At 66.5% G+C, this 23,601-nt stretch carries 22 protein-coding genes and 2 tRNA genes; 12 read left to right on the plus strand and 12 right to left on the minus strand.

Going from position 1 to position 23,601, the window contains the following annotated elements; genetic code table 11:
• Positions 1-12: 12 nt before the first annotated feature.
• Complete coding sequence (locus AC5Y31_RS03825) at positions 13-1,239, minus strand: Rv1453 family transcriptional regulator (RefSeq protein WP_499978183.1); 1,227 nt, start codon at positions 1,237-1,239, stop codon at positions 13-15.
• A gap of 135 nt (positions 1,240-1,374) precedes the next feature.
• Here AC5Y31_RS03825 and AC5Y31_RS03830 point away from each other — a divergent pair, with 135 nt between their 5' ends.
• The 4 genes from AC5Y31_RS03830 to AC5Y31_RS03845 all read left to right on the plus strand — a co-directional run bounded on the left by AC5Y31_RS03830 (position 1,375) and on the right by AC5Y31_RS03845 (position 6,733).
• Complete coding sequence (locus tag AC5Y31_RS03830) at positions 1,375-3,306, plus strand: hypothetical protein (RefSeq protein WP_499978185.1); 1,932 nt, start codon at positions 1,375-1,377, stop codon at positions 3,304-3,306.
• A gap of 37 nt (positions 3,307-3,343) precedes the next feature.
• Positions 3,344-4,867, plus strand: a complete 1,524-nt coding sequence (locus AC5Y31_RS03835; RefSeq protein WP_499978187.1) for a flavin-containing monooxygenase — start codon at positions 3,344-3,346, stop codon at positions 4,865-4,867.
• A gap of 50 nt (positions 4,868-4,917) precedes the next feature.
• Positions 4,918-5,307: a holo-ACP synthase AcpS gene (gene acpS, locus AC5Y31_RS03840; protein ID WP_499978189.1), complete on the plus strand. Its 390-nt coding sequence runs from the start codon at positions 4,918-4,920 to the stop codon at positions 5,305-5,307.
• Positions 5,308-5,392: 85 nt separating this feature from the next.
• The gene (locus AC5Y31_RS03845) at positions 5,393-6,733 is read left to right on the plus strand and encodes a dipeptidase (RefSeq protein ID WP_499978190.1); all 1,341 of its coding nucleotides are present in this window, start codon (positions 5,393-5,395) and stop codon (positions 6,731-6,733) included.
• A gap of 1 nt (position 6,734) precedes the next feature.
• Here AC5Y31_RS03845 and AC5Y31_RS03850 read toward each other — a convergent pair whose 3' ends face one another.
• On the minus strand, positions 6,735-7,208 hold the full coding sequence (locus AC5Y31_RS03850; protein WP_499978192.1) for a VOC family protein: 474 nt from the start codon (positions 7,206-7,208) through the stop codon (positions 6,735-6,737).
• A 23-nt stretch (positions 7,209-7,231) separates the two neighbouring features.
• Positions 7,232-7,705, minus strand: coding sequence for a thioredoxin-dependent thiol peroxidase (gene bcp / locus AC5Y31_RS03855; RefSeq protein WP_301636444.1), 474 nt, complete (start codon positions 7,703-7,705; stop codon positions 7,232-7,234).
• A gap of 97 nt (positions 7,706-7,802) precedes the next feature.
• Here bcp and AC5Y31_RS03860 point away from each other — a divergent pair, with 97 nt between their 5' ends.
• Positions 7,803-8,030, plus strand: coding sequence for a DUF3618 domain-containing protein (locus AC5Y31_RS03860; RefSeq protein ID WP_499978194.1), 228 nt, complete (start codon positions 7,803-7,805; stop codon positions 8,028-8,030).
• A 227-nt stretch (positions 8,031-8,257) separates the two neighbouring features.
• On the opposite strand, the gene AC5Y31_RS03865 is transcribed toward AC5Y31_RS03860, so the two are convergent.
• The 3 genes from AC5Y31_RS03865 to AC5Y31_RS03875 all read right to left on the minus strand — a co-directional run bounded on the left by AC5Y31_RS03865 (position 8,258) and on the right by AC5Y31_RS03875 (position 10,287).
• A complete protein-coding gene (locus tag AC5Y31_RS03865) occupies positions 8,258-9,238 on the minus strand; it encodes a DUF3761 domain-containing protein (RefSeq protein ID WP_499978195.1) in 981 nt (326 codons plus the stop codon).
• Positions 9,238-9,945, minus strand: coding sequence for an HNH endonuclease family protein (locus AC5Y31_RS03870; RefSeq protein ID WP_499978197.1), 708 nt, complete (start codon positions 9,943-9,945; stop codon positions 9,238-9,240). The genes AC5Y31_RS03865 and AC5Y31_RS03870 overlap by 1 nt, the downstream gene beginning before the upstream one ends.
• 269 nt (positions 9,946-10,214) lie before the next feature.
• Positions 10,215-10,287 (minus strand) — tRNA-Lys (locus tag AC5Y31_RS03875).
• A gap of 155 nt (positions 10,288-10,442) precedes the next feature.
• Here AC5Y31_RS03875 and AC5Y31_RS03880 point away from each other — a divergent pair.
• The gene (locus AC5Y31_RS03880) at positions 10,443-11,672 is read left to right on the plus strand and encodes a L,D-transpeptidase (RefSeq protein ID WP_065023362.1); all 1,230 of its coding nucleotides are present in this window, start codon (positions 10,443-10,445) and stop codon (positions 11,670-11,672) included.
• 21 nt (positions 11,673-11,693) lie between these two features.
• On the opposite strand, the gene AC5Y31_RS03885 is transcribed toward AC5Y31_RS03880, so the two are convergent.
• From AC5Y31_RS03885 to orn, 3 genes are all read right to left on the minus strand, one after another.
• The gene (locus AC5Y31_RS03885; protein WP_499978199.1) at positions 11,694-12,383 is read right to left on the minus strand and encodes a VldE C-terminal domain-containing protein; all 690 of its coding nucleotides are present in this window, start codon (positions 12,381-12,383) and stop codon (positions 11,694-11,696) included.
• 411 nt (positions 12,384-12,794) lie between these two features.
• Positions 12,795-12,867, minus strand: a tRNA-His gene (locus tag AC5Y31_RS03890).
• 35 nt (positions 12,868-12,902) lie between these two features.
• Positions 12,903-13,559 (minus strand): oligoribonuclease, encoded by a 657-nt coding sequence (orn, locus tag AC5Y31_RS03895; protein WP_499978201.1) that lies wholly within the window; start codon positions 13,557-13,559, stop codon positions 12,903-12,905.
• Between the two features lie 63 nt (positions 13,560-13,622).
• Here orn and AC5Y31_RS03900 point away from each other — a divergent pair, with 63 nt between their 5' ends.
• On the plus strand, positions 13,623-15,203 hold the full coding sequence (locus AC5Y31_RS03900; RefSeq protein WP_499978202.1) for a helicase HerA-like domain-containing protein: 1,581 nt from the start codon (positions 13,623-13,625) through the stop codon (positions 15,201-15,203).
• On the opposite strand, the gene cmrA is transcribed toward AC5Y31_RS03900, so the two are convergent.
• Positions 15,200-16,006, minus strand: a complete 807-nt coding sequence (gene cmrA, locus AC5Y31_RS03905; RefSeq protein ID WP_499978204.1) for a mycolate reductase — start codon at positions 16,004-16,006, stop codon at positions 15,200-15,202. The two genes, AC5Y31_RS03900 and cmrA, sit on opposite strands and share 4 nt — an antisense overlap.
• A gap of 23 nt (positions 16,007-16,029) precedes the next feature.
• On the opposite strand from cmrA, the gene AC5Y31_RS03910 reads away from it, so the two are divergent.
• Positions 16,030-17,346, plus strand: a complete 1,317-nt coding sequence (locus tag AC5Y31_RS03910; protein WP_499978206.1) for an MFS transporter — start codon at positions 16,030-16,032, stop codon at positions 17,344-17,346.
• A 4-nt stretch (positions 17,347-17,350) separates the two neighbouring features.
• Here the strand turns inward: AC5Y31_RS03910 and AC5Y31_RS03915 are convergent, their stop codons facing one another.
• Both AC5Y31_RS03915 and AC5Y31_RS03920 read right to left on the minus strand, forming a co-directional pair.
• Positions 17,351-18,121, minus strand: a complete 771-nt coding sequence (locus tag AC5Y31_RS03915) for an MmpS family transport accessory protein (RefSeq protein ID WP_499978207.1) — start codon at positions 18,119-18,121, stop codon at positions 17,351-17,353.
• A gap of 66 nt (positions 18,122-18,187) precedes the next feature.
• Complete coding sequence (locus AC5Y31_RS03920) at positions 18,188-18,826, minus strand: SACE_7040 family transcriptional regulator (protein WP_499978209.1); 639 nt, start codon at positions 18,824-18,826, stop codon at positions 18,188-18,190.
• 100 nt (positions 18,827-18,926) lie between these two features.
• On the opposite strand from AC5Y31_RS03920, the gene AC5Y31_RS03925 reads away from it, so the two are divergent.
• The 4 genes from AC5Y31_RS03925 to AC5Y31_RS03940 all read left to right on the plus strand — a co-directional run bounded on the left by AC5Y31_RS03925 (position 18,927) and on the right by AC5Y31_RS03940 (position 23,595).
• On the plus strand, positions 18,927-20,567 hold the full coding sequence (locus AC5Y31_RS03925) for an AMP-binding protein (RefSeq protein WP_499978211.1): 1,641 nt from the start codon (positions 18,927-18,929) through the stop codon (positions 20,565-20,567).
• A gap of 75 nt (positions 20,568-20,642) precedes the next feature.
• Entirely contained in the window at positions 20,643-21,386 is a 744-nt protein-coding gene (locus AC5Y31_RS03930) for a CoA transferase subunit A (protein ID WP_065025069.1), read from the plus strand.
• Positions 21,386-22,027, plus strand: coding sequence for a 3-oxoacid CoA-transferase subunit B (locus tag AC5Y31_RS03935; RefSeq protein WP_499978214.1), 642 nt, complete (start codon positions 21,386-21,388; stop codon positions 22,025-22,027). Before AC5Y31_RS03930 ends, AC5Y31_RS03935 begins: the two co-directional genes overlap by 1 nt.
• Positions 22,024-23,595 (plus strand): carboxyl transferase domain-containing protein, encoded by a 1,572-nt coding sequence (locus AC5Y31_RS03940; RefSeq protein ID WP_499978216.1) that lies wholly within the window; start codon positions 22,024-22,026, stop codon positions 23,593-23,595. Before AC5Y31_RS03935 ends, AC5Y31_RS03940 begins: the two co-directional genes overlap by 4 nt.
• The last annotated feature ends 6 nt before the right edge of the window (positions 23,596-23,601 follow it).

Genomic DNA, 23,601 nt, shown 5'->3' on the forward strand with positions numbered 1-23,601 from the left:
CTCCGTTCGTGTTCAGCTGGTCACGCTGGCGTCGCGCCAACTGAGCGCCTCGAGCGCCACTGCCACCTGAACGATGTTCTCGGCCAGGGGTTTCGGCAGCAGCCGGTCAGCCTGGGCGAGTCGGCGTAACAGCGTGCTGCGGTGGGTGTAGAGCCGCGCGGCGGTGCGCGAAGCGTTGCACTGCTCATGGATGAACGTCAGCACTGCGGTATGCATTCGGGGGCTTGCCGACCGGAATTCGCCTAATACCTCATTGATGAATTCGTCGGCGGCTTGAGGGTCGTGGGTGATCAATGCGGTCAATTGAATATCGGTGTAGAAGGCGATTCGCTGCGGCGAGCCGAGCCGGGTAAGCATCCGCTGGGCGGTCAGTGCGGCGAAGTGGCTGCGGCGAAACCCATCGATACCGTGACGGGTAGGCCCGATCGCGATGCGAACGTCCGAAATTGGTTCTACCACCGCGCGTAACCGATCGGTGTCCAGATCGGTCTCGCCGGCCACCCATACCCAACGGCTCGCCGCGCTGGCCAAAATGCTCAGCGGTCGCGGCGCCCGCGCGGCCCGGGAAAATGCTTCGACAGTGTGGTCCAACAGTGACAGATCGCCCGTCACGTCGTCGGCCCAGATGACCGCCGCGGTGTGTGGGCGTTGCAGCGGGTAGCCGAGCCGGGATTCGGCGCGTGCCAGGCTGATGGGTGCCCCATCGAGCACCAGTGCGACCACCTCGCGGCGTTCAGCGTGGGTCCCGCGCGTCAGTTCGTCGCGCTCCAAGTCGATCTGGGCGGCAATACCAGCGAGCGTGGCATCGATGAAGGCGCTGATGGACCGCGAGGACACATCGAGTAGCTCGTAAAGTTCCGCTGGATCGGAGGTCAGCGCGAACGCGATCTGCATCCAGCGTCGCCAGGCCGCTCCCTCCGCAACGCGATATGCATCGAGCTCGGCGGCGTCTAGACCCCGGCGCACCAGATCTCGTGCAATCCCGAGTGGCTCGGCGCCCAGGTTGGCCGGCACCGGCGCGCCGGGATCACGCATGTTGGCGGTGGCCCAGTAGATGAGGTTGGCGCGGTTCGTACGGCTGACCGCCGCCGCCAACGTCGGATCCGCGGCGATCGCCGGATTGGCGGCGACAGTGGCTCGATCCAGTTCATCGAGCCATTCGGCAGGAGCATTGATGACGGCCTGGGCACCCTGCCGGATCAGCTCGCAGACCTGCGGTGATGGAGTGTCCCACGACATACCAGCACCGTAGCTTTGGTGCGTCATTCTGTAGCACGATCCGCCGAAATCTGCAGCATTATGTGCTGGACGCACCGTGGTGCACCGTCGCTACAGTGATGCAACTCTCACTCAACGGACGCCTAGGAATCACTCATGAATGCAGCCCTTCGCCCCTACCTGACCACCGGTATCGCGGTGATCGGCGCCAGTAGCGTCATAGCCGCCCCGGTGTCGTTCTCCGCTCCTGACACCCTCGCGGGCGCGGTACACCTCGCCTCAAGCTCATCCGGTCTGCAGTCGGCGGTCGATGCGCTGCACGCCGCGGCTCAGCAGATCTCGGCGATCAACAGTGCCTACCCCTTCGTCTCGGCGTTCGATCTGACCCGGCTGCCGCAGTACATCCAAAACACCGCGATGGCCGGACTTCGCCTCGAACTCAACCAGGTCAACGCGGACAACTCCTACGATCCGAACTCGGGGGTGTTCCGGTATTTGACGAACGCCCCTGGCGCCGAACCGCAGAGTTTCAACAACGACCCGAACCCGGACACCTTCTACCAATTCATCAACATCGGGACGCAGACCCAGACGATCACCATCGATCCCGGGCCGGGCACCAAGGATGTGACCTTCACCCCGATGTCTGGCAACGGCCTGACCCAGGATTTCGTGTCGCTGCGTGGCTACGACCTGTCACAATTCGTGCCCAACTCCGACGGCACCTACACCATCACCCTCAGCCCCACCGAGCAGCCCGGCAACTGGGTGGACACATCAGGGGCCCAGACGCTGATCACTCGCGACACGCTCGGCGACTGGGGCCTGCTGCATAACAACATCACTTACCAATCGCCATTCACGATGCCGGTGCTGACAGAAGGCCAGATCACCGCGACGCTCAACGAGCTGGCCGTCGCGATGGTCCAAAACAACAGTGCCCCGACCAACTTCGGCCTGCAGCACCTGCAGAACACTCTTCCCGACAACTCATTCACCCCCATCACAAGCACCCTCGGCCAGATCGCCGGCGGGCCCATCCTGCCCGGCCAGCTCGCCAGCTTCGGCCACTTCGAGCTCGGCCCTGATCAGGCGCTGATCGTCAAGGTCCCCACCATCGACGCCGCCTATTCGTCCATCCAGAGCAACGACGCCTGGGCGAACAACTACCCCTCGGTGATCGCACAGGGTTCCCTCAACGACACCAACACCTTCCACGGCGCGGACGGCTCCACCTACTACGTCATCAGTAGCCAAGACCCGGGTGTGGCGAACTGGATCGACAACTCCGGCGCACCGGATGGAAATCTGCTGCTGAGATGGCAGGGTGTCACCGAGTCTGGGCCGGTCGCCGGAGTGCAGACCGAGGTGGTGAACATCGCCGATGTCCGCGACGCGCTGCCGGATGACATGCCGACGGTCACCGCCGCCGAACGCGCTGCCGACCTCCAGCTGAGACTGTTCGAATACGGCTACACCCAGAACCAGTTCCTCGGCCCCGGCTGGGTGACCGCCCACCTTGAACTGGATCAGATCAAGAACGCGATCGGCAGCGACGAGTTCGGCCAGATATTCGGCGGCCAGGCGGCAGTTCCCTCGGTGCTGGACCGGCTGACGGATTCGGCGCTGATTCCCGATATGGGCATCTTGGGTCGCGCGTTGTTCGCTGATCCGGACGGCAGCCTCTCGGCGATAGTCAACAATCTGCCACTTTTGATCAAAGATGTTGGCATGCCCATGATTCTGGCGGCATTGCGGCTGGATATGTGGCTCGACCAGACCGGCCGAACGATTATCGGCGATATCAGTTCGGGGGATCTGTCCCAGCTATCCGCCGACGTCAACGCCGGCTGGAACGGCCTGGTGACGCTATTCGACCAGACTTTCAGCGACCCGGCCTCCAGTGTCACGGCGGGCATTCTCAACGCTCGCGACGACCTGTGGGTGGCGCTGATGCACACCGACAGCTACACCCTGAGTGTCAACGACCTCACGTCCGCGTGGGAACAGCTGGGGCAGTTCGGGCAGTCGAGCTCGGAGATGCTGTCGGCCGGATTCAGCTACCTGCTCGACGGCTTGGTGCCGTAGGCGCCGCGGCATTACTCATCCTTAAGGAGTCAGTGTCATGGTTGCGACGACCACCCAAGCCAGCCGCGTCGAGCATTTCGACGTGGTGATCGTCGGCGCCGGAATCTCCGGCATCGGCGCGGCCTATTACCTGCAGACCGAACACCCCGGCAGGTCTTACACGATTTTGGAGACACGCGGCGCGACCGGCGGAACCTGGGACTTGTTTCGGTACCCGGGAATCCGCTCGGATTCGGATCTGCACACCTTCGGCTATGAGTTCAAGCCTTGGCGCGACGACCACGCGATCGCCACGGCCGACAAGATCCTGGCCTACCTGCGGGAAGCTGCAGCGGAGAACGGCATCGACGCACGGGTGCGCTTCCACCACAAGGTGCTGGCCGCGGCCTGGTCCAGCGAGCAAGCCCGCTGGGTCGTCGACGCCGAGCTCTGCGACACCCGAGAGCGGATCCAGCTGAGCGCGAACTGGATTTTCTGTGCGGGCGGTTACTACCGCTACGACGAAGGGTTCACCCCACAGTTCGAGGGGCGCGACCGATTCGCGGGCCGGATCGTGCATCCACAACACTGGCCTGAAGACCTTGACTACACCGGGAAGAAAGTCATCGTGATCGGCAGCGGCGCTACCGCGGTCACGCTGGTGCCCGCCATCGCCGGCGAGGCCGCGCACGTAACAATGCTGCAGCGTTCGCCGACGTACATCCTGCCCGTGCCGTCCAAGGACTTCTTCGCGAACACAGCCAAGAGGCTGCTCGGTGACCAGCGCGGATACGCGTTGACGCGGCGCAAGAACATCCTGCGGCAGCGCGTTATCTACCGGCTGTGCCAGCGCTACCCGGCCGTCGCTCGTCGGGCAATCCGGCAGCTGAATGCCCGACATCTGCCGGCGGGCTATCCGCTCGACGAGCACTTCAATCCGGCGTACCAGCCCTGGGACCAGCGGCTGTGCACGGTGCCCGATGCTGACTTGTTCGAGGCCATCAGCAACGACAGCGCGTCGGTGGTGACCGACCACATTGCCACCTTCACCGACACCGGTCTGAAGTTGAAGTCCGGCCGCACCATCGACGCAGACATCATCGTCACGGCGACCGGGCTGAACCTGCAGGCGTTCGGCGGCGTGGCACTGACTGTGGACGGTGATCCGGTGCATCTGCCCGACACGGTCGCATACAAGGGCATGATGCTGACCGGAGTCCCGAATTTCGCGTTTGCCGTCGGCTACACCAACTCTTCCTGGACCTTGAAGGTCGGTCTGGTATGCGAGCACTTCTGCCGACTGCTCAGCTACATGGACAGCAACGGCTACACCGTCGTTCGGGCAGAACTCGACGACCCGCAGATGCCGACGAGACCGCTGCTGGACTTCGCTGCCGGTTATGTGCAGCGTTCGGTCAATGATTTGCCCCGGCAGGGTTCTGCGGAGCCGTGGCTGATGTCGATGAGTTACGACACCGACGTCAAGCTGATGCGCAACAAAGCCGTCACCGACCCGAGACTGCGGTTCGGGTCCGGCCAAACGACCGCGTCGCCGATGTCGCCGGCAGCGGTCGACGCGTGACCATGCGCACAACCGCAGGCTGACCATAGTCATCGGATAGATTACGGGCTATGAGCATCGTCGGGGTGGGGATCGACCTGGTGTCGATCTCCGAGTTCGCCGAGCAGGTCGATCAGCCCGGTACGGTGTTCGCCGAGACGTTCACGCCTGGTGAGCGCCGCGACGCCTCCGATAAGAGTTCATCGGCGGCGCGGCATCTGGCGGCCCGCTGGGCGGCCAAGGAGGCGGTGATCAAGGCGTGGTCGGGGTCGCGGTTCGCCCAGAAACCGGTGCTGCCGGAGGCGATCCACCGCGACATCGAGGTGATCACCGACATGTGGGGCCGGCCGAAGGTGCGGCTCTCCGGGGAGATCGCCAGCCACCTGGCCGACGTGACTATCCACGTGTCGCTCACTCACGAGGCCGACACCGCCGCCGCCGTCGCCATTCTGGAGGCCTAACCTTTGCCGCGAGCGAGCGCGTTTGCACACGACACGCCGCAATGACTTGGCATTCTCTGCACGATCACGGCTGAAGGGGTGACGGGTGACCGAACTGATCCAGCGAGTCCGCGAGGTGCTGCCCTCGGTGCGGCGCGACCTGGAGGACCTGGTGCGCATCGAATCGGTGTGGGCCGACCCAACACGGCGTCCCGAGGTGCAGCGCAGCGCGCAGCTGACCGCAGATCTGCTGAGCCAGGCCGGGTTTCCCGACGTGCGCATCGTCGCCGAGGGTGGCGCGCCGGCGGTCATCGCCCGCTATCCGGCACCCGAAGGCGCACCGACCGTGCTGCTCTACGCCCATCACGATGTGCAGCCCGAGGGCGACGCGACCCAGTGGGCATCGCCGCCGTTCGAGGCCACCGAACGCGACGGGCGCCTCTACGGCCGCGGCACCGCCGACGACAAGGCCGGTATCGCAACACATTTGGCGGCGTTTCGGGCGCACGACGGACGCCCGCCGGTCGGGGTGACGGTCTTCGTCGAAGGCGAGGAGGAGTCCGGCTCGCCGTCGCTGGGCGCGCTGCTCGCCGCGCACTCCGACGCGCTGCGCGCCGACGTGATCATCATCGCCGATTCCGACAACTGGAGTACCGATGTGCCGGCGCTGACGGTGTCGCTGCGTGGGCTGGCCGACTGCGTGGTCGAAGTCGCCACGCTGGATCACGGCCTGCACTCCGGGCTGTGGGGCGGGGTGGTGCCCGACGCTCTGACGGTCTTGGTGCGGCTGCTGGCCGGCCTGCACGACGACGACGGCAATGTTGCCGTTGCCGGACTTCACGAAAGCGCCGCAGCATCAGTCGATTACCCGCCGGAGCGGGTGCGCGCCGACACCGGCCTGCTGGACGGAGTAACCGAGATCGGCTCCGGTTCCGTGCCGCAGCGGATGTGGGCCAAACCGGCGATCACCGTCATCGGCATCGACACCACCAGCGTTGCGGCGTCCTCGAACACACTGATCCCGCGGGCTCGCGCCAAGATCAGCATGCGGGTGGCTCCCGGTGGCGACGCCGCCGCCCACCTGGACGCGCTCACCGCTCACCTACAGCAGCACGCCCCCTGGGGCGCGCAGGTGAGCGTCACCCGCGGCGACATCGGCCAGCCCTACGCGATCGACGCCACCGGCCCGGTGTATGAGGCGGCCAGGGCCGCGTTCGCGCAGGCCTGGGGCGTCGAGCCGGTCGATATGGGGATGGGTGGCTCAATCCCGTTCATCGCCGAATTCGCCGCCGCCTACCCGCAGGCGACCATCCTGGTGACCGGAGTCGAAGATCCGGCCACCCAGGCGCACAGCATCAACGAGAGCCTGCACCTGGGCGTGCTGGAACGCGCTGCCACCGCCGAGACGCTGCTGTTGGCCAAGCTCGGTGAGCAGGCCAGCGGGTAGCTCAAGGACCGTCGGCTGCCGCCTCCAGGGCGGCAATGTCGAGTTTGACCATCGTGTACATCGCCTGCTTCACCCGATACACCCGGTCGGGATCGGGATCGGTCATCAACTGCGACATCCGTTGCGGAATGACCTGCCAGGACAGGCCGTAACGGTCGGCGAGCCAACCGCACCGGACTTCCCTGCCGCCCTCGCTCAGCGCATTCCAGTAGTAATCGACCTCGGCCTGGTCGGCGCAGTAGATCTGGATCGACATGGCCTCGTTCAACGTGAAATCCGGGCCGCCGTTGATCGCGGAGAACTGCCGGCCGTCCAGCTCGAACAGCACCTCCAGCGGACCGCCGTCGCGCTCGGGATTCTCTGCGCCCCAACGGGAGACCTCGGTGATCTTGGAATTGGGAAAGATCGACACGTAATACTCGGCGGCGTCCAGTGCCTGGGTGTCGAACCACAGACTTGTCCGGATCACCGGCATGGCTGCTCCTTAACGGTTGGCGGCTAGACCGACAGATCGCGTCGCAGTTTGGCCACATGCCCGGTGGCGCGCACGTTGTACTGGGCCTCGGCGATCTTGCCGTTCTCGTCGACGACGAACGTCGAGCGGATGACGCCCTGCACCGTCTTGCCGTACATCTTCTTCTCCCCGAACGCGCCCCAGGCCGCCAGCACGCTGCGGTCCGGGTCGGACAGCAGCGGGAATGTCAGCCCTTCGGCGTCGCGGAACTTGGCCAGCTTGGCCGGCTTGTCGGGGGAAATGCCGACGACGTCGAGCCCGGCGTCGTTGAATTCAGCCAGGTTGTCCCGGAAGTCGCAGGCCTGTTTGGTGCAGCCGGGCGTCGATGCTGCCGGGTAGAAGTAGACGACCACCCGTCGTCCCCGGTAGTCGGCCAGTGACACGGTGTTGCCGTCGGCGTCGGGAAGGCTGAACGCCGGGGCTTCATCGCCGGGCGCCAGGCGTGCGGTGTCGGTCAACAACTACCCCTTTCTGCTCGCCGGAGCATGAGACCAGGCCCGGCTGCTCTAGGGTAGTTCGGCAGGGGCAGCATCGGGCGGACAGGGAGGACGAGACGTGGCGGAGCGCGATCCCGAGCGGATCAAGAAGGACATCGACCAGGCACGCGAGCAGTTGGCGTCGACGGTGGACATTCTCGCTGACCGGGCCAACCCCCGTCATCTCGCTGAGCGGGCCAAAACCCGGGCTGTCAGCTTCGTCACCCAGCCGGTGGTGATGGTCTCGCTGGCGGGGGTCGGCGGCCTGCTCGTCGTCCTGGCGATCCGGCGAATCCGCAACCGCTAAGGCACCTACGGGAAGCGCACGAAATCTGGTTCTAAGCGTCTGGAGCCGTCGGTGTTGAGGAATACAGTCGCAGTGAAAATTCGCTCGCAGTCGCGGTATCGAACATCACCCCCGGTGACTGGCGCGTACCCGAGGGCGGGGAACGAGCCAGTATGCATGTCCGGTCCGAGCTGCTGGATCGTCAAAGCGACGGAAGAATCGAGACCGTCGCAACAACCGAAGTCACTTCAAGGTATGCCGTCCATCCAGGCTGCGACGCCACCGTGACCCGCGCACGAACCGCGCCGATGGTTCGAGAATGAATACGTGCCATCTCGGCACTTCGCAATCGCTCGGCCGGGCAATGAAGTGGATGTGTCCGGTTTGGGAACGCACTCGCCATTCGCGTTGCGGTAGCACCTGGAAGCTGGCTGCGATGTCGTCTGAAGGCTGCTCGTCGGCCGCCAATCGCGTGGGTCCGGTTTCATATCTTGGCCCCACAACCGGAGCAGTGCCGTAAGGGCGGCGACGACGAGAACAATGGCGGCCAGGACCAGAAGCCACTTCCACAATGAGGTGCTGTTCGTTGTGGCCGCTGCTCTGGTTGTGTCCGTTTCAGAAGTGGCATCCGACGACCTGGAGGTTTGGTCAGTCCCAGGTGGCAAGCTTCGGGAGATCGTGAACCAGCGCTCGGAGATGCTCTTGAACCGCGTCACCTGTTCATCGGGAAGCCCGTACTCCTCCGCTCGACGGTGGACGCGTCGCCAGACGAACCCGTATTCCTTGGCGACATCAGCGCTCGGCACGGTGCCTGTGGCGGGCGGTATCGGCGAGTAGGGGTACTCGTCCGGCGGGGCGGGATAGCCGGGGGCAGGGAATCCTGCAGCGCGTTGAGCGACCCACAGCCACGCGACCATGTCGGCATCAGTTCTCCGCTGTGTCTCTGCGACGACTTCGTCGGGCGCCAAGCTCGTGATGGTTTCGATCGGATCACCGTGGGCATCCCCCCTATCACCGAATCCGGTGACGATGGCGTAGTTCGCGGGACCCTGGGAACAAGGGACGATCACCCACTGTCCGGGAGCCGGGGGTTCGCGAAAGGGCCAGTAGTAGACGCATCCGCCGCCAGATCCATCGTCGGGAACCGGCTTGGCCAGGGAGCGGTACGCGACCCGGACTATCGTCGCCCCCACGCCGATGCCGGTGTTGCTGTCGTCCGAGTCGCGCATCAGCAGGCACTGAGTACTCGGGCGAGGGCGTCGTGCTCTGGTGGGGTTATCCACAGTCCGTATCGGGTCTTCACGTCGACGATTCGTGTCGCATAGGTACAGCGGTAAGAGGTCCGCGGCGGGAGCCACGAGGCGGCGTCGCTTGACCCCTTTTGGTCGTTGACTGCCGCAGTTGTCGTTTGGAGGTTGATCGGGTCGTTGGCGAAGTTCCTGCGGGTCATGTAGTTCCAGTCCTGGGCGCCTTTCTGCCAGGCGTCGAGGATAGGCACGATGTGGTCGATCTGGATTCGGCTCGACGACCCGGGTCCGCGCTGATAGAGCAGCGTTTCGCCGCTGTAGGGATCGTTGAGTATGCCGGACAGGACGATGCAGGATTTGCGGCCCGGCTTGAAACCGGCTCCGGTGAGGTCGCGTCGGAGGATGTCGTTGCGCGTGTCGCAGCCGTTGTGGCCGCCTTCCACGGTGACGTCGTCACTCCATGGGCTGCCGAACAGGGCGCGGTCGTAATTGGTTTTTGGTGCACGGCCTTTGATAGGGAGCGCGGCAAGCTTCGCCAGAGCTGGACTGTCCGTTGCGGTTACGGCGCGCGATGTAGTGGTGACGTAGGTCGACGTGACGGCCGTTGGTGTGTTCGACGATCCCGAGTCGACCGCCAAGATGGCTGCGATGTAGACAATCGCGCAAGCGGCAGCGGTGAGAAACGCCATCCGAGCTGGTCTACTGAGGGACATCGGTTTACCAAGTGGACGATCCGCTCATGCCGACGAGAAGTGCGGCGAACTGGCCCGGGACGCGCAGCATGGGCGTGAGTTTAGGCGTGTCCCCAATTTCTCTAAGGTCGTTTTAGAAAAATTTCCCGACGTCGGGGGAAGCCCGCAAAGCTGCGGGTTGCAGTGGTGTCGGGTGCGGATGGAGTGTCTGGAGTGCAGAACGGACCCGCGCTGCGAGCCGTGACAATCGACAACTCTCCGAGCTGTGCGCCGTCAGGGTTTCGAACCCCGGACCCGCTGATTAAGAGTCAGCTGCTCTACCAACTGAGCTAACGGCGCTGGGCGGTCAATACCGCGAGGAAGACAATAACAGGCGCGGCACCGCCAGGCGAAATCCGCTGGTGCCGGGCGGCGATCGCACAGATCAGCAGTACCCCCGATTACCCACTAGACTGCGTGCGAGCAGTTTGAGCTGGGTCAGGTGGGAAAGAGTTATGGGGCAGGTTGGTTCGACGCGCCACTGCCGGGGGTATCGGTCCCGGCTGGCGGCATTGCTGATGGTGCCGGTCGCGGTATTGGGCCTGAGCGCCTGCGGCGGCAATGCCGACGCCGAGGCGACGAAGATCATCACCGACAAGGGCACCCCGTTTGCCGACCTGCTGGTGCCCAAGCTCACCGCGTCGGTCACCGACAAGGCCGTCGGCGTCGCGGTGGACGTGCCGGTGACGGTGACCGCCGAGGACGGCGTGCTCGACTCGGTCACCATGGTCAACGAATACGGTTCGGTGGTCGACGGTCGACTCAGCCCCGACGGGCTGACCTGGTCGACGACCGAGCCGCTCGGCTACAACAAGCGCTACACGGTGAACGCGAAGTCCCTCGGGCTGGGCGGGGTTACCAGCCGGCAGATGACGTTTCAGACTCACTCGCCGCAGAACCTGACCATGCCCTACGTCATGCCCCGCGACGGCGAGGTCGTCGGCGTCGGCCAGCCGGTGGCGATCCGGTTCGACGAGAACATCGCTGATCGTGCAGCGGCCGAGAACGCGATCAAGATCACTGCCGACCCGCCGGTGACGGGCGCGTTCTACTGGTTAAACAATCGCGAAGTGCGGTGGCGCCCACAGTCTTTCTGGAAGTCCGGCACCAAGATCGACGTAGCGGTCAACACCTATGGCGTGGATCTGGGCAACGGCGTGTTCGGCCAGGACGACGCATCGAGTCACTTCGTCATCGGCGATGAGGTCATCGCGTCGATCGATGACGACACCAAGTCGATGGTGGTGCGGATCAATGGCGAAGTGGTCAAGACCATGCCGGTGTCGATGGGCAAGGACAGCACGCCGACCAACAACGGCACCTACATCGTCGGCGAACGTTTCCCGCACATCGTGATGGATTCCTCGACCTACGGGGTGCCGGTCAACTCACCCAACGGGTATCGCACCGACGTGGACTGGGCCACCCAGATCTCCTACAGCGGGATCTTCGTGCACTCGGCGCCGTGGTCGGTGGGCGCGCAGGGATACTCCAACGCCAGCCACGGCTGCATCAACGTCAGCCCGAGTAACGCGCTGTGGTTCTACGACCACGTCAAGCGGGGCGACGTGGTGCAGATCCGCAACACCATCGGGCCGCTGCTGCCCGGCACCGAGGGCCTCGGCGACTGGAACGTGCCGTGGTCGGAGTGGGAAGCCGGCAACGCCGCCGGACCGACGCGGTAGCGCCGAGCGGGTGTTCGCGGCTCAGACGGGGGCCGGCTCGCTCTCTTCGTGCAGGTACTCTTCGCCGCCATTGGGATAGCCACCGCCGAACGTGGTGATGTGCACGTGGTCGTAGTGGCCATTACCGCGGCCGCTGGGCCCAGCCGGCGTGTAGTAGGTGCCGCGCCAGATCGCGTCTTGCAGGGCGAACCGGCCGGCGTTGCGCAGGGCGTACGCCACGATCTGGTCACCGAGCGCGATGCCCTCGGGGCTGCCCGCGTTGGGGATCATGATGTCGATCGCCAGGCCCGAGGGGTGCCAACGCTGCCCGTCCGGGCGCACCCCGATCATGTCGTGGACCTGTGGGAACACCTCGCTGATGCTGCGCGAGACGAGGATCGTCTTGACCTGCATGCCGTGCTCGTTGGCGATGCCCGGCGGCAGCGCGTGCGGTACGGGTAGGCCCCAGTTGGCTCCCACCGGAAAGACCTCGGGCGGCGGCGCGTCTTCGGGCGGCGGGGGCAGATCCTCCGGTGGGGGCGGCGGCCCGTCTTCCGGGGGCGGCGGTGGCGCGTCCTCGGGGGGCGGGGCTTCGGCGACGGCCGCGGGTTCGTCGTTGTTTCCCGGGTCGGCGCCGGCGTTGCCGGTCATAAAAACGGCGGCCGGCAACACAGCCGTCGCCGCCAGAACCGAGGATTTCATGCGCAGATCAAGCAGTCCTTGCGTGAGCACGCGGGAAACCGTAACCAAAACGTGTCCTTGTACACCAATCCGGCGCGCCGAGGCGGCGTTACAAAGAGCCGTCGAAATGACACGTCTCTGGGCTTGGCGAATCGAGCTCGACCCCGCCCGATGTCCGCGGAAAAGACACTCTGGCCAGCGGCGATGGTGGAATCCGGTGACTGTTGGTAAGTCGTTCCGTCAGGCTTGCCATCAGAGGCGACCGCAGGTGTCCGACGTGACCCGGTTCACGCTGGATAGCGCGGCGGGTGCCCGAAACCATCGGAACCGACAGGGCCGAGTTGGGCGGCCGTCCGTCCGGGCCGGATGCGGCCAGCAAAGACGCCCGCCGGTCTCGACGGTCTCGGCAAGGCCCCCAGCCAAAGAAAAAGGTCGGAGGGCCAAAGCCCTCCGACCTATCGGGGTGGCTGACGGGACTCGAACCCGCGACACCCAGGATCACAACCTGGTGCTCTACCAACTGAACTACAGCCACCATCGCTGCCAGCCGAGCAGGCAGCGTCGTCGATACTAGCCGCTTGGACGCTCAGCGACCGAATCGATTACCTCGTGCGCGTCCGAAGGCGGTCCCAGCTCTGCGGCTACCGCAGCGATGTCGCTGGTAGGCGGCCCGGGAGGGGCGACGAACGCGGTGCGCCGGTAGTACTTGAGCTCCCGGATGGACTCGTGGATGTCGGCCAGCGCGCGGTGCGCCAGGCCCTTCTCGGGCTGACCGAAGTAGATCCGCGGGTACCAGCGTCGGCACAACTCCTTGATCGAGCTCACGTCGACCATCCGGTAGTGCAGGTATTCGTTGAGAGTGCCCATGTCGCGGGCCAGGAAGGCGCGGTCGGTGCCGATCGAGTTGCCCGCCAGCGGCGCCGTGCGGGCCTGTTTGACGTGGGTGCGGATGTAGTCGAGCACCATCTGCTCGGCGGTGGCCAGGTCGATGCTCGACGCTCTGACCTCCTCGATCAGCCCTGACCGGGTATGCATGTCGGTCACGACGTCGCTCATGGCGGCCAGGGTCGCGTCGTCGGCGTGGATCACCACGTCGATCCCGTCGCCGAGGATGTTCAGCTCACCGTCGGTGACCAGGGCGGCAATCTCGATCAGCTTGTCCGAGGCCAGGTCCAGCCCGGTCATCTCGCAGTCGATCCAGACGAGTTCATCTCGTGCAGCGCTCACAGTAGGCACACGTTAGCCGCTCGGCGGCGCCGTAGTCGCATAGCGGTGCTGACCGGCCAAGTAATGTCGTGGCCTGTGAGTCCCGATTCGGCGGCGAACGCCGCACAGCAGATCGCGGCCGGCTACAGCGCCGAGGGTCAGGCCCTCGAACTGGGCACGGTGGTCATCGACGGGACCGCCGACCCGTCGGCGCAGGTCCGGATCCCCCTGGCCACGATCAACCGCCACGGGCTGGTGGCCGGCGCCACCGGCACCGGCAAGACCAAGACGCTGCAGGTGATCGCCGAACAGCTGTCCGCGGCCGGCGTTCCGGTGCTGATGGCCGACGTCAAGGGTGACCTGTCGGGGTTGTTGCGGCCCGGGGAGGCGGGCGACAAGCTCACCGCGCGCGCCACCGAGACCGGCGACGACTGGGCGGCGACGGCGTTCCCGGTGGAGTTCCTGTCGCTGGGCACCGGCGGCCTCGGTATCCCGGTGCGCGCCACCATTTCCAGTTTCGGACCGATTCTGTTGTCGAAGGTGTTGGGGCTCAACGCCACTCAGGAGTCGACGCTGGGGTTGATCTTCCACTGGGCCGACCAGAACGGTTACCTGCTGCTGGACTTGAAGGATTTGCGTTCGGTGATCACGTTTTTGACCAGTGATGCCGGCAAGCCTCAACTGAAGAACCTTGGCGGGGTGTCGGCGCAGACCGCGGGGGTGATCTTGCGTGCCCTGGTCAACCTGGAGGCCGAAGGCGGCGACACCTTCTTCGGCGAGCCGGAGCTCAAGCCGGAAGATTTGCTGCGCACCGACAGTCAGGGCCGCGGCATCATCTCGCTGCTGGAACTGGGCGATCAAGCTGCCCGCCCGGTGTTGTTCTCCACCTTCTTGATGTGGGTGCTCGCCGACCTGTTCACGCTGCTTCCCGAGGTCGGCGATATCGACAAGCCCAAGCTGGTGTTCTTCTTCGACGAGGCGCACCTGCTGTTCACCGACGCCTCCAAGGCGTTCCTGCAGCAGGTCGAACAGACCGTGAAGCTGATTCGCTCCAAGGGCGTCGGGGTGTTCTTCTGCACCCAGTTGCCCACCGATGTGCCCAACAACGTGCTGTCCCAGCTCGGCGCCCGGGTCCAGCATGCGCTGCGTGCGTTTACCCCCGATGACCAGAAGGCGCTGAGCAAGACGGTGCGCACCTACCCCAAAACCAAGGTCTATGACCTGGAGTCGGCGCTGACGTCGCTGGGGATCGGCGAGGCGATCGTCACCGTCTTGTCGGAGAGGGGCGCCCCGACCCCGGTCGCTTGGACGCGGCTGCGGGCACCGCGATCGCTGATGGCCTCCGTCGGCGACGCGGCGATCACCGCGGCGGCCACGGCGAGTCCCCTGCACGCCGTCTACAGCGAGACGGTGGATCGCGAGTCGGCCTATGAGATCTTGTCGCGCAAGCTCGCAGCGGGGGAGGGCAGTGTGCCGCCCTCCGACCCCCAGGGGTACGACGGTGTGCCGCCGCCGCCGAAAGTGCACTGGTGGACGCGGTTCGGTCGCTGGCTCGCCCACTTCCTCTCCACCCGGGAGGGCAAGCAGGTGACACGTGCTGTCACCACCGTGGTGGTCGGTCAGATCACCCGCGGCGCAATGGGTACCGGCCGCCGCCGGCGCTAACCCCCGCCGAGCTTCTTGTAGACCGCGCCGACGATCGGCGTGACGATGGCGCGCGGGGCGTACCCGCTGGCCATCGACATGGCCTTCGAGGTGATCCCGGGTACGACGCGCATCTTGTTGCGCTCCAAGGCATCCAGTGACAGCTTGGCGGTGTGCTGGGTGGAGATCCACAGAAAGTCCGGGATCAACCGGTCGACCAGCGAGGCTTCGGCGGCGTCGGGCATCTCGGCGCGCACCGGTCCGGGCGCCAGTAGCGTCACGTGCACCCCGGACTTGAGCAGCTCGCCGCGCAGCGACTCGCTGAAGGTGTTGGCGAAGGCCTTGGTCGCGGCGTAGGTGGCGTTGTTGGGGATCGGTGAGTTGCCGGCCGCCGAACCCGAGATCAGGATCCCCCCGGCGCGGCGCGTCAGCATGCCCGGCAGCACCGCCAACACCAGGTCGTGCACCGCGATCGCGTTCAGCTGCACCTGCGCCTTCTCCGCCGCCGGATCCAGACCCGAGATCGGCCCGAACGTCGCGGTGCCGGCGTTGGCGCACAACACCGAGATCTCCCGCTCGGCCAGTTCCGCGCAGAACTGGTCGCGGGCCGGCGGATCGGCCAGGTCGACCGCCCGCACTTCGACGGCCACCCGGTACTTGTCGCGCAGCCGCGCCGCCACGTCGTTGAGCACGTCCTCGCGCCGCGCGGTGATGATCAGACCGTGGCCGCGAGCGGCCAGCTCGGTGGCGAGCGCTTCGCCGATCCCCTGGGACGCTCCGGTGACGACGGCGCGGGCATCCGGGCTGGGAGCAGGCACTGGCATGGGCCAATCGTAGAGTGCCAGGCATGGATGCCCCGGGGGTGGTCAGATCCCGGCGATCGCGGATCGTGGCGTGGGCGTTGTGGGATACCGGTGCCGCGGCCGTGAGCGCGATCGTGGTGACGTTCGTGTTCTCGGTGTATCTGACCAGCAGCGTCGGCCGGGATCTGCCCGGTGCGGTGTCGTCGACCAGCTGGCTGGGCCGCACGCTGGCGCTCTCGGGTTTGACCGTGGCCGCGGTGGCGCCGGTGGTCGGGGTGTGGGTTGCCGCCCCGCACCGCCGTCGGGTGACGCTGGCGGTCCTGACCGGGGCCGCGGTGGTGCTCATCGCGTCGATGAGCACGATTCGCGACGCACCCGCCTACCTGGCTCCGGGGCTGGTGCTGCTGGCGCTGACCGCCGCCTGCGGTGATCTGGCCAGCGTCCCCTACAACGCGATGCTGCGGCAGGTGTCGACACCGCAGAACTCCGGGCGGATCTCCGGATTCGGCTGGGCGGCAGGCTATGTCGGCAGCGTCGTGCTGCTGTTGGTGGTCTACCTGGGCTTCATCGCCGGTAGCGGCCCGACCCGCGGCCTGCTGGGCCTGCCGGTCGAGGGTGGGCAGAACGTGCGCGCGGCTATGTGGCTGACCGCCGCCTGGCTGGCGGTGTTCGCGTTGCCGCTGCTGCTCAGCGCGCACCGGCTCGGAGGTGCCGACGAGCCGGCGCCGCCACGCCCGGGCCTGCTCGGCGGCTATCGCCAGTTGTGGCGCGACATCAGTGCCGAATGGCGCCGCGACCGCAATCTGGTCTTCTACCTGGTAGCTAGTGCCATCTTCCGCGACGGGCTGGCCGGCGTATTCGCCTTCGGGGCGGTGCTAGGGGTCACCGTTTACGGCATCTCGAGCGGCGACGTGCTGATCTTCGGGGTGGCCGCCAGTGTGGTGGCCGCGGTCGGGGCGGTCGCCGGGGGCCTGCTCGATGACCGGATCGGATCCAAGACGGTGATCGTCGGCTCGCTGGTCGCGATGGTGGCCGCCGGCATCACGCTGATGGCGCTGTCCGGGCCGGTCGCCTTCTGGGCCTGCGGCCTAGTGCTCTGCCTGTTCATCGGGCCCACCCAGTCCTCGGCGCGCACCCTGCTGCTGCGGATGGCCCAGGAAGGCCGGGCGGGAATGGAAGGGGTGGCTTTCGGCCTCTACACGATGACCGGCCGAGCGGTGTCATTCCTTGCGCCGTGGCTGTTCTCGGTCTTCGTCGACGTCTTCCGGTCCGATCGGGCCGGTATGGGCGGGCTGTGCACGGTGCTGGTGCTCGGTCTGCTGGCAATGCTCGGCGTGCGCGTTCCGCGCCGCGCGGATTGATGGCTCAGCCCGCTGCGGCGCAGACCGTGAGGATCGACCCGGTGCGCTGACGCACCTGGGCGCCGTCCACCGCCACCGAGCAGGTGATCTGCTCGCCGAAGTTGACCACCGTGACCGCCGCGGCAGTGGATGCCGGTGGCGTCAGCGTGACCTGCTTGGTCCACGGCAGCGCGACGTTGAACTCGGTCTGCAGCACGCCGCCGGTGTCGATGTAGGCGATGCTGAGCGCCCGGCCGGTCCCGGTGACGCTGTAGACGATCGTCTGGGGAACCCCGGCAGTGGTCGAGGTCGTCGGCGGCGCGGTGCCCGGGGTGGTGCTAGGGGCCGTCGACCGCGTCGGCGGCGGCGTGGTGGCCGGGGTGCGCTTGGGAATCGGCGTGCTCGGAGCTGTCGGCAGCGGCGAGACCGGCGTCACCGTAGCCGAATTGCGGCCCGAGCCGTTGGCGATCACCAGCGCGATCACCATGCCGACCACCAGCAGCACCGCGGCACCGGCCACCAGCCACAGCCAGTTGGGGAACCGCGGCGGTTCCGGGGGGCCGCCCTCGCCGCCGGCTGCCGGCCCGCCGGGTGGGGGCTGCGGCGGTTCCCAGTGCTGCCGCGGCAGTTGGGCGGTGGGGTTGGGGGACTGTGGCGGATAGCCCGCCGGGTACGACGGAAGCTGTCCGGCATAGGCCGGATCGACGTGCGGCGGAACGCCGAAAGTCGACGGTTCGCTCGCCCCGTTGCGCTGCCAGGGCTGATCGGAACCCTCCGGTCGATACGGATCGGTCATACCCACCTCATGGGTTGCAGGGTACCTGCGCCGGGCCGCCTTCGACCGCGACGTCGCGCAGCCCGGTCACATTCCGGCGGCGCCCAACGCCCTGATCGTCATTGCCCGCAACACCGCTCGGGAACTCTCCGGGGCGGCAGACTTGGTTCCCGCCGGCTTGATGCTGTACGGCGTGGAGTTCAGCAGGCCGAACACCGCGTGAGCCATCAACCGGGCGTCGGCTTCGGCCAAGCCGGCGTACCGGGCGCACAGCACCCCCACCCAGACCTCGACGTATTGACGCTGGGCGCTGCGTACCTGACGCTGCGCCCCGGCCGGCAGATGCGCCAGATCGCGGTCCTGGATCCGGATCAGGTCCGGCTCGTTCAGCGCGAAATCGAGATGAAACTCGACCAAGCCGTCCAGCACGTCCTCGGGACCGTGGCCGCCCGCTTCGACGGCGCGCGCCCCGGCCAGCAGCCGGGTGCTGATACCGACCAGCAACTCGACCAGCAGTGCTTCCTTGTTGGGGAAGTGTCGATAGATCGCCGGACCGCTGACACCGGCGGCCGCGCCGATGTCCTCCAGTCGCACCGCGAGAAAGCCGCGCTGGGCGAAGAGACGCTCGGCGGCAGCGAGCAACTGGGTCCGCCGGTCAGACTTCAGCCGGCTGCGCCGGTTGGCCGGCTCGATTCCCGCCGGGCCGGACGGGGCGGATGCTGCCATCACGCCTCCGCTCCTCATGGACAGCTGAGTTAACGGTCACTAACGTAGCACCCATCGCCTCGGGGCCGGCCCGGCGTCGGGCGAGATCGGTGGAGGCCTGATGGCAACTGCGGGACCCGCAGCACGTGGCGATTCGTCCTACGCCCGCGGCGAGACCCGACCCGCTCTGTTGGAGACGACGATCGGCGCCGATCTCGCTGCCACCGCGCGTGCGCATCCGGATCGCGATGCGCTGGTGGATGTTCCGTCGGGCCGGCGCTGGAGCTATGCCAAGCTGTCGGTGGCTGCGCGCCGGCTGGCGAGCGGCCTACTGGGGGCCGGGATCAGCGCCGGGGATCGGGTGGGCATCTGGTCGCCCAACTGCGCCGAATGGGTGCTGACGCAGTACGCCACCGCCGAGATCGGGGCGGTGCTGGTCAACCTGAACCCGGCCTACCGCTCTCGCGAACTGGCCTACGCGCTCAAGCAGTCCGGGACCGCGATGGTCATCTCGGCATCGCGGTTCAAAACCTCCGATTACGCTGCGCTGCTGCAGGAGGCGGCCCCGCAATGCCCGGATCTGCGGGAGGTGGTGTTCATCGACAGCGCGCGCTGGCACGAGCTGGCCGGCACGCCGATCGATTCCGCCGCCCTGGTCAAGGCCGCAGCCGCACTGCATCCCGACGACCCGATCAATATTCAATACACTTCGGGCACAACGGGTTATCCCAAGGGCGCCACCCTGAGTCACCGCAACATCCTCAACAACGGCTACCTGGTTGGCGAGCTGCTCGGCTACACCGAGAAGGACCGGATCTGCCTTCCGGTGCCGCTCTACCATTGCTTCGGTCTGGTGATGGGCAACCTGGCGGCGACCAGCCACGGCGCGGCCATCATCTTGCCGGGCCCCGGCTTCGATCCGGCTGCCACGCTGCGCGCCGTGCAGGACGAGGCGTGCACCAGCCTTTACGGGGTGCCCACGATGTTCATCGCCGAGCTCGGTCTGCCCGACTTTGGCGAGTACGACCTGACGAGCCTGCGCACCGGGATCATGGCGGGCTCGTCGTGCCCGGTGGAGGTGATGCGGCGGGTGATCGACGACATGCACATGACCGGGGTCGCGATCTGCTACGGGATGACCGAAACGTCTCCGGTGTCGACCCAGACCCGCGGCGAGGATTCGCTGACGCAGCGAGTCGAGACGGTCGGGCGGGTGGGCCCGCACCTGGAGATCAAGATGATCGACCCCGGCACCGGCCAGACGGTGCCGCGGGGGCAGCCCGGCGAATTCTGCACCCGCGGTTATTCGGTGATGACCGGTTACTGGGACGACCCGGCCAAGACCGCGGCGGCCATCGACGCCGAGGGCTGGATGCACAGCGGCGATCTGGCCGTCATGGACGGCGACGGCTACGTCCGGATCACCGGACGGATCAAGGACATGGTGATCCGCGGCGGCGAGAACATCTATCCGCGCGAGATCGAGGAGTTCCTGCACACCCATCCCGACATCCTCGACGCCCAGGTGGTCGGTGTGCCCGACGAAACGTACGGCGAGGAACTGATGGCGATGGTGATGATGCGGGAGAACTCGGTGCCGTTGACCGTCGAGGCGCTGCGGGAGTTCTGCGCCGGGCGGCTGGCGCACTTCAAGGTGCCGCGGTATCTGCGCGTCGTCGAGGAGTTCCCGCTGACGGTCACCGGCAAGGTCCGCAAGGACGAGATGCGCCGGCAGGCGATCGAGCACGTGCGGGGTGGCTGACACGGCCGCAGGAGAATGGTATTCTCTGACGTCAGTTAATCAACATTAACTGAAAATGAGGAGGCGCTGGTGGCGATGGACAAGGTCGTGGCAACAGCGGCAGAAGCCGTGGCCGATGTGACCGACGGTGCGTCACTGGCGGTAGGCGGGTTCGGGCTCTGCGGCATACCGGAGGCGCTGATCGACGCCGTGCTGGCGCTCGGTGTCACCGACCTGGAGACAGTGTCGAACAACTGCGGCGTCGACGGCATCGGCCTCGGAGTGCTGTTGGAGCACAAACGGATCCGTCGCACGGTCAGCTCCTATGTGGGGGAGAACAAGGAATTCGCCCGGCAGTTCCTCTCCGGCGAGCTGGAGGTGGAGCTGACCCCGCAGGGCACCCTGGCCGAGCGGCTGCGCGCCGGCGGCGCCGGAATTCCGGCGTTCTACACGCCGACGGGTGTCGGCACCCAGGTCGCCGACGGCGGCCTGCCGTGGCGGTACGACGGCGCCGGCGGGGTGGCGGTCGCCTCACCGCGCAAGGAGACCCGCGACTTCGATGGACGCACCTACGTGCTGGAGCGGGCGATCCGCACCGATTTCGCGCTGGTGCACGCCTGGAAGGGTGATCGGCACGGCAACCTCGTCTACCGCGAGGCCGCCGCCAACTTCAACCCGGACTGCGCTGCTGCCGGCCGCATCACGATCGCCGAGGTCGAGCACCTCGTCGAGCCCGGCGAGATCCCTCCGGCGGAGGTGCATACGCCGGGCATCCACGTGCACCGGGTGGTGCACGTACCGAATCCGACTAAGCGAATCGAGCGGGAGACGGTGCGTTGATGGCACTCACACGTGACGAACTGGCCGCACGGGTGGCCGCCGAGTTGGAAGACGGACAGTACGTCAACCTCGGCATCGGGCTACCCACCTTGATTCCCAACCACATTCCCGACGGGGTCAGCGTGGTGCTGCATTCGGAGAACGGGATCCTCGGCGTCGGGCCCTACCCGCGCCGCGAGGACATCGACGCCGACTTGATCAACGCGGGCAAAGAAACGGTGACGGTGCTGCCCGGGGCGTCGTTCTTCTCGTCGTCGGCCTCGTTCGGGGTGATCCGCGGCGGCAACCTGGACGTGGCCGTCCTCGGCGCCATGCAGGTTTCAGCGGCGGGCGATCTGGCCAACTGGATGATCCCCGGAAAGATGATCAAGGGCATGGGCGGGGCGATGGACCTGGTGCACGGGGCGCGCCGCGTCATCGTGATGATGGAACACGCGGCCAAAGACGGCAGCGCCAAGATCGTCGAACACTGCACGCTGCCGCTTACCGGCGCCCGCTGCGTCGACCGCATCATCACCGACCTGGCCGTCATCGACGTCACCGAGACGGGCCTGCAGTTGGTCGAGACCGCTCCGGGCGTCTCCGTCGACGACGTCGTTGCGAAAACCGGTGCAGAGTTGAATCTTTCGAAGGTCTCATGACCGCCCCGACATTCGCCGACGAGCACCGGCGGCTGGTCGCCGAGCTCAACGCCAAGCTGGCGACGGCAGCCCTCGGCGGCAGTGAGCACTCCCGGCAACGTCACGTGGCCCGGGGCAAACTGTTGCCGCGCGACCGGGTGGACCGGCTGCTGGATCCGGGCAGTCCGTTTCTGGAGCTGGCTCCGCTGGCCGCTGACGGCATGTACGACGACGAGTGCCCCGGAGCCGGCATCATCACCGGGATCGGACGGGTGTCCGGGCGAGAGTGCGTGATCGTCGCCAACGACGCCACCGTCAAGGGCGGCACCTACTACCCGGTCACCGTCAAAAAGCACCTGCGCGCCCAGGAAGTCGCGCTGGGCAACCAGCTGCCCTGCATTTACCTGGTGGACTCCGGCGGCGCGTTCCTGCCCCGCCAAGACGAGGTGTTCCCGGACCGGGAGCACTTCGGCCGCATCTTCTACAACCAGGCGACCATGAGTGCGGCGGGCATCCCGCAGATCGCCGCCGTGCTCGGCTCCTGCACCGCCGGCGGCGCCTACGTGCCCGCCATGAGTGACGAGGCCGTCATCGTCCGGGAACAGGGCACCATCTTCCTCGGCGGTCCGCCGCTGGTGAAGGCGGCCACCGGGGAGGTGGTGACCGCCGAGGAGCTCGGCGGGGGCGACTTGCACTCCAAGGTCTCCGGGGTCACCGACTATCTGGCCGACGACGACGAACACGCGCTGCGCATCGTCCGGCAGATCGCCGAGACTTTCGGGCCGCGTCACCCAAGCCCTTGGGAGATCGGCGATTCTATCGACCCCCGGCATGATCCGGCCGAGCTCTACGACGTGGTCCCGCCGGATCCGCGGGTGCCTTATGACGTGCGGCAGGTGATTGAGCGCGTCGTCGACGGCAGCGAGTTCAGCGAGTTCAAGGCCGAGTACGGCAAGACGCTGGTGACCGCGTTCGCGCGCATCCACGGCCATCCGGTGGGAATCATCGCCAACAACGGGGTGCTGTTCGGCGAGTCGGCGCTCAAGGGAGCGCATTTCATCGAACTGTGCGACAAGCGCCGGATTCCACTGGTGTTCTTGCAGAACATCGCCGGCTTCATGGTCGGCCGCGACTACGAGGCCGGCGGTATCGCCAAGCACGGCGCCAAAATGGTCACCGCGGTGGCCTGTGCGCGGGTGCCCAAACTCACGGTGGTGATCGGCGGATCCTACGGAGCGGGCAACTACTCCATGTGCGGCCGGGCGTATTCGCCGCGGTTCCTGTGGATGTGGCCCAATGCGCGGATCTCGGTGATGGGCGGCGAACAGGCCGCATCGGTGCTGGCCACGGTCCGCGGTGAACAACTCGACGCCGCTGGCAAGCCGTGGTCGCCGGCCGATGAAGAGGCGTTCAAGGCGCCGATCCGCGATCAATACGAGGCGCAGGGCAACCCGTACTACTCGACCGCACGGCTGTGGGACGACGGGATCATCGACCCGGCCGATACCAGAACCGTGCTGGGGCTTGCGCTTTCGGTCTGCTCGAACGCGCCGCTGGACCCGGTCTCCTACGGCGTTTTCCGGATGTGAGTGGCG

It is taken from the genome of Mycobacterium sp. NGS18 (genome assembly GCF_059813185.1).

Excerpts from the sequence above, each read along its gene's own strand:
- AC5Y31_RS03825 (WP_499978183.1), bottom strand. The coding sequence starts at position 1,239 with ATGTCGTGGGACACTCCATCACCGCAGGTCTGCGAGCTGATCCGGCAG.
- AC5Y31_RS03830 (WP_499978185.1), top strand. The coding sequence starts at position 1,375 with ATGAATGCAGCCCTTCGCCCCTACCTGACCACCGGTATCGCGGTGATC.
- AC5Y31_RS03835 (WP_499978187.1), top strand. The coding sequence starts at position 3,344 with ATGGTTGCGACGACCACCCAAGCCAGCCGCGTCGAGCATTTCGACGTG.
- acpS (WP_499978189.1), top strand. The coding sequence starts at position 4,918 with ATGAGCATCGTCGGGGTGGGGATCGACCTGGTGTCGATCTCCGAGTTC.
- AC5Y31_RS03850 (WP_499978192.1), bottom strand. The coding sequence starts at position 7,208 with ATGCCGGTGATCCGGACAAGTCTGTGGTTCGACACCCAGGCACTGGAC.
- AC5Y31_RS03865 (WP_499978195.1), bottom strand. The coding sequence starts at position 9,238 with ATGCGCGACTCGGACGACAGCAACACCGGCATCGGCGTGGGGGCGACG.
- AC5Y31_RS03870 (WP_499978197.1), bottom strand. The coding sequence starts at position 9,945 with ATGGCGTTTCTCACCGCTGCCGCTTGCGCGATTGTCTACATCGCAGCC.
- AC5Y31_RS03880 (WP_065023362.1), top strand. The coding sequence starts at position 10,443 with ATGGGGCAGGTTGGTTCGACGCGCCACTGCCGGGGGTATCGGTCCCGG.
- AC5Y31_RS03900 (WP_499978202.1), top strand. The coding sequence starts at position 13,623 with ATGTCGTGGCCTGTGAGTCCCGATTCGGCGGCGAACGCCGCACAGCAG.
- cmrA (WP_499978204.1), bottom strand. The coding sequence starts at position 16,006 with ATGCCAGTGCCTGCTCCCAGCCCGGATGCCCGCGCCGTCGTCACCGGA.
- AC5Y31_RS03910 (WP_499978206.1), top strand. The coding sequence starts at position 16,030 with ATGGATGCCCCGGGGGTGGTCAGATCCCGGCGATCGCGGATCGTGGCG.
- AC5Y31_RS03915 (WP_499978207.1), bottom strand. The coding sequence starts at position 18,121 with ATGACCGATCCGTATCGACCGGAGGGTTCCGATCAGCCCTGGCAGCGC.
- AC5Y31_RS03920 (WP_499978209.1), bottom strand. The coding sequence starts at position 18,826 with ATGGCAGCATCCGCCCCGTCCGGCCCGGCGGGAATCGAGCCGGCCAAC.
- AC5Y31_RS03925 (WP_499978211.1), top strand. The coding sequence starts at position 18,927 with ATGGCAACTGCGGGACCCGCAGCACGTGGCGATTCGTCCTACGCCCGC.
- AC5Y31_RS03930 (WP_065025069.1), top strand. The coding sequence starts at position 20,643 with ATGGACAAGGTCGTGGCAACAGCGGCAGAAGCCGTGGCCGATGTGACC.
- AC5Y31_RS03935 (WP_499978214.1), top strand. The coding sequence starts at position 21,386 with ATGGCACTCACACGTGACGAACTGGCCGCACGGGTGGCCGCCGAGTTG.
- AC5Y31_RS03940 (WP_499978216.1), top strand. The coding sequence starts at position 22,024 with ATGACCGCCCCGACATTCGCCGACGAGCACCGGCGGCTGGTCGCCGAG.